This is a genomic window from Arthrobacter sp. Hiyo1 (assembly GCF_001263615.2).
Classification (GTDB): domain Bacteria; phylum Actinomycetota; class Actinomycetes; order Actinomycetales; family Micrococcaceae; genus Arthrobacter.
In genome coordinates, this window is the sequence record NZ_DF952477.1 from 198,366 (window position 1) to 201,919 (window position 3,554).

At 63.7% G+C, this 3,554-nt stretch carries 5 protein-coding genes and 1 pseudogene; 1 reads left to right on the forward strand and 5 read right to left on the reverse strand.

From position 1 onward, the window contains the following. Positions 1 to 112: 112 nt before the first annotated feature. On the reverse strand, positions 113 to 655 hold the full coding sequence (locus tag AHiyo1_RS22345) for a hypothetical protein (RefSeq protein ID WP_148667712.1): 543 nt from the start codon (positions 653 to 655) through the stop codon (positions 113 to 115). 480 nt (positions 656 to 1,135) lie between these two features. On the opposite strand from AHiyo1_RS22345, the gene AHiyo1_RS22350 reads away from it, so the two are divergent. Next, positions 1,136 to 1,516, forward strand: coding sequence for a DUF7793 family protein (locus AHiyo1_RS22350; protein ID WP_059390049.1), 381 nt, complete (start codon positions 1,136 to 1,138; stop codon positions 1,514 to 1,516). A gap of 436 nt (positions 1,517 to 1,952) precedes the next feature. Here the strand turns inward: AHiyo1_RS22350 and AHiyo1_RS22355 are convergent, their stop codons facing one another. From AHiyo1_RS22355 to AHiyo1_RS22370, 4 genes and pseudogenes are all read right to left on the reverse strand, one after another. Beyond that, positions 1,953 to 2,189: a hypothetical protein gene (locus AHiyo1_RS22355; RefSeq protein WP_172465705.1), complete on the reverse strand. Its 237-nt coding sequence runs from the start codon at positions 2,187 to 2,189 to the stop codon at positions 1,953 to 1,955. 137 nt (positions 2,190 to 2,326) lie between these two features. Next, positions 2,327 to 2,532: pseudogene (locus tag AHiyo1_RS22360) on the reverse strand (transposase); the annotation flags it as partial. A gap of 421 nt (positions 2,533 to 2,953) precedes the next feature. After that, on the reverse strand, positions 2,954 to 3,172 hold the full coding sequence (locus AHiyo1_RS22365; protein ID WP_059390051.1) for a hypothetical protein: 219 nt from the start codon (positions 3,170 to 3,172) through the stop codon (positions 2,954 to 2,956). 40 nt (positions 3,173 to 3,212) lie between these two features. Next, positions 3,213 to 3,554, reverse strand: a 342-nt coding sequence (locus AHiyo1_RS22370; protein WP_445286254.1) for a hypothetical protein, incomplete at its 5' end; no start/stop codon positions are given.

The window sequence follows — 3,554 nt, forward strand, 5'->3', positions numbered from 1 at the left end:
ATCCGCGGGCAGGGGCGGGCAGTAACGCCGGCGTCCGGGTCCTGCCTGAAATAGCCAACGGATTCTTACCGTGAAATTCCGTACGGATCCTCCAGACCCCGGAGTGCCGGTGTCAGGTGATACCTGGTTGGCGCTGCCGTTGGCCCAGCAACACGGATGCGGCGAACCCGGCGCCAAGGACGAGGACGCACCCGAACCATCCGAGGGCCAGATAGGCCATTACCAGCGTGTCCGTGGCCTCGTAAGGGGCGAGCGACTGCCCGGCGACTACGACTTTTCCGGCCGAGGAGCGCGCAATGACTGCCATCCGCAGGCCGGGCTCCGGCTGCCACGTCACGGCGTCACCACCTGATCTCCGGGCCGTATCGAGCACGCCGGACGGCACCACCGGCAGCACTCCGTGGAGAGTAGCCGTTCCCGTCTCCGGGTTGTCATCGGTGCCGTACACGATGACAAAGACCCCGCTATCGGGGGTCAACTCGACCCGCGGGACCGCGGGGGCGGATGTGCCGAGGAGCTGCAGCTGGGCCGCAGCTGCCGCCGCTGGCGCCACATTGGCCGACCGGCGCCCGGATTGCTGGAATGCGATGTAAAGGCTGCCGAATACGAGCGTCACCACAGCTGCTGCTGCCAGCCATCCGATAGTTCTCCTCATACCGGTCATCATCGGACAAGCACCGCCAAGGCGGAAGGGCCGGTCACCACCGGCCGTGAGCGAGCGGTCCGGTATGCGCAAGGCTGTGGCCGCGGATGTTGGGCGTGCGTGGCGTCAGGGTACAGCCGGAAGCTGTGCACGAGCGGCCGGCTGCCGTGGAGCCGCGCTTCGCTGCACTGTGGTTGACCGTGCACCGGGCCTTGAATTCGACTCGAAGAAGGGCCGAACCAGGCTGGATGGACAGTTGGTTGACGGTGAGACTTTGGCGGCGGTCAGGACGGCGGCATCTGCTTGTGCTGTACCGGCGAAAGGCCGGCGCTCATCAGGCGCGGATTTCGGCCGGTAGTGCGTGTAACCAAGGATTTCCCGCGAGTCATATCTTCCTCCTTCCCGTGTGAACGTTGTGTATGGTAGGAAAATCACGCCAACGGGCCTCGTCCGCGACACGCGCGATGCGAGGCGTCGAATGGGAGGCGGACATTGGAACCCATAGCGGTCGAAGGCGGGAAAGGTACCGTGGAACTTAGGTCCGACGGGATAATCCACCTTGTCTGGAACGACAGAGTCAACATCGAGGCTGTCGACGCCCATGCGGCAATGGCTGCCGTGAATGAGGCCGGCAAGGGCTCGGAATACCCGATGCTGGTCGACATGGCGACGACGGAGTCCGTGCACCGTCATGCCCGTGCTGTTTTCTCTATCCCTTGTGCGGCCTCCCGGATCGCCTTGCTTGGGACCAGCCCTGTTGACCGGGTTCTGGCAAACTTCTTTCTTGGTGTCCACATCCCGCCATGTCCCACCCGCTTCTTCACGTCCAGGGACGAGGCACTGGTCTGGTTGATGCAGGACCTGGCCGAATGACCCGGGCCTCAGCATAGGCACAAGATACGCCCGCCCACGCACCCTGGGATCGGGTGCGGGCATGCAGCACTCCCCCGGCGGCGCTTTCAGCAGGCGTGGACATCTCAGGAGCCATTGCAGTGGTCACCCCGCCGTCAAGACGTTATCCCGCGCCCTGACCTGCAAAAACGAGTACACGTTACTGGTGCAATAGCGCCGCGCCGGGTGTTGACTTGAACCGGGAACAGTGTGGACCGGCCCGCCAACCGTTGGCCGGTTATCGGACGAGCCGGCGACGAAGAGAGCGTCCAGTTCCTGGAGCCTGAGTTCTCGACCCCCAGACGTCGCCGGCCCCTATCGTGCCCTGTGAATCGCCGCGCCACAGCTGGAGCGAAGCGCTAATCCCCGGGCGCAACGCGCCCGTGCAGAGAAGTACCCGGCGAGGATCCTCAGTCCTTCAGTCTTCGGAAGGCTCGTCCGCCCCTTCTTGCGCCCGGACCTCTTCTTCGTAGGCGTATGGCCATTGGCGACGCACCGCGAACTCGTCCCAGCCACCCTGCAGGCGGTTGTGCGCCCGATTTGCGAGGATCTCGAGGGACCGCACAATTTCCCCGGGCGGTAGCTCAGGCCTGCCGGCGAAGTACCCCAGCAATATATTCACGGCCGTCGCTTCCTGCGGTGTCATTCGAGCCATACGGTAACCGTAGAACGCGCGGACCGGCTCAGGAAGCGGTCGTGGCCCAGTTCAACCTTTTCTTCGAACGCCCGTTAGCCGATCCCTCAGCGGACGGCTAGCGCGGTGTTGCAGTAACGGGGGGCGGATTCAAACGGTCATTGCAACAGGAGTCCTTCGATCAATTCGATCGGTTTTCTGAACTTTGAACTCTAGTCTTTTGCGTGGCCGGTCGTTGAGTTCCTGTGCAACCCAGTCGAGGGTCTTCGGCGCTGTGGATGCTCAGGTCCGTGCCTTTCGGGAAGTACTGGCGCAGCTGGCCATTCGTGTTTTCGTTGATGCCGCCCGGCCAGGGAGCCCCGGGGGTGGGTGCGTGGGAAGGGTCCGGTGCTGGCTGTGGTTCTGCGTTCATGGCGGGGGCTCCTCGGTGTTCCTGGACGATTCGGCGTCAGCCTTCTTGGGAACTGAGCAGATTCTAGGAACTCTCAGCACCGACACTCCGCGTACCGCCCTGTCGAACGGCACGCGGAGCTAGGGCCCAGTCATACGCCGCTGCAGAGGCTGGCGCATCACTCGAACCGCAGCCGGCCCGTGCACCCGACTTTCGGGTTTCCTGTTGCGATGGATTGCCGGGACCTGGCTGACGTTTGTTCTACGCGGCCGCGAGTTCTTCCTTGGTGGCTTCGTCGGGGGCTTCCGTGGGGTAGCTGGCGTAGGCCGGGATGGTCAGGAAGGTGGGGAATTCTCGGGCCTGTTGTGGCACCGGGGATGTATTTCGGTTCGTTTTATGGTTCCGGGTGTCTTTTTTCGTGGATGGTTCCGCAGGGGACGGACGGGTGTACCTCGAGGGTGTAGGTGGCGGTGTCGTGTTGGGTGACGAGTATGCCGTGCCGGTGTTCCAGGGCGGCAGGTATCAGTTCGTTGACGGCCTCGGTTAGCTGGTCGTCTCTGCTGCGGGTCTGGCTGACGGTGATCTCGAGACGGAACGTCGCGGTTTGGTGCATGGGAGTGTCCTTGTCCGGGGCGGCCTTGGCGGGCCGCGGGTCAGATCTGCCGGGAGGGTCTCGAGGCCTTGGTGCGGAAGGCGAGGATGTCGTCCTGGTGGGTGAACATGGACCGTCCTTTTCCGGCGGGTTGAATCAGCCAGAGGGTGTTCCCGTCGTGGGTGACACCGTCGGCGATTCCGCGGGCAATTTCCTGGCCGTCCTTGCTGAGCTTGATCTCGTCGCGGGTCCGGATCCTTGTCCAGTCGCGGACGTATTCGTCGGTTGTCACGGTCCTCTTTTCTGCCTGCCGCACATGGTGCGGGAGACGGTTCTGATATGCGCGGCCGCGTTGATTTGCGCGCGGCTGCGTTGAGAGGTGCGGCCGGCTGCGTGGAGGACC

Bases quoted from the DNA above. Each gene is read 5' to 3' on its own strand.
- AHiyo1_RS22355 (WP_172465705.1), bottom strand. From the start codon at position 2,189: ATGGCTCGAATGACACCGCAGGAAGCGACGGCCGTGAATATATTGCTG.
- AHiyo1_RS22345 (WP_148667712.1), bottom strand. From the start codon at position 655: ATGAGGAGAACTATCGGATGGCTGGCAGCAGCAGCTGTGGTGACGCTC.
- AHiyo1_RS22365 (WP_059390051.1), bottom strand. From the start codon at position 3,172: ATGCACCAAACCGCGACGTTCCGTCTCGAGATCACCGTCAGCCAGACC.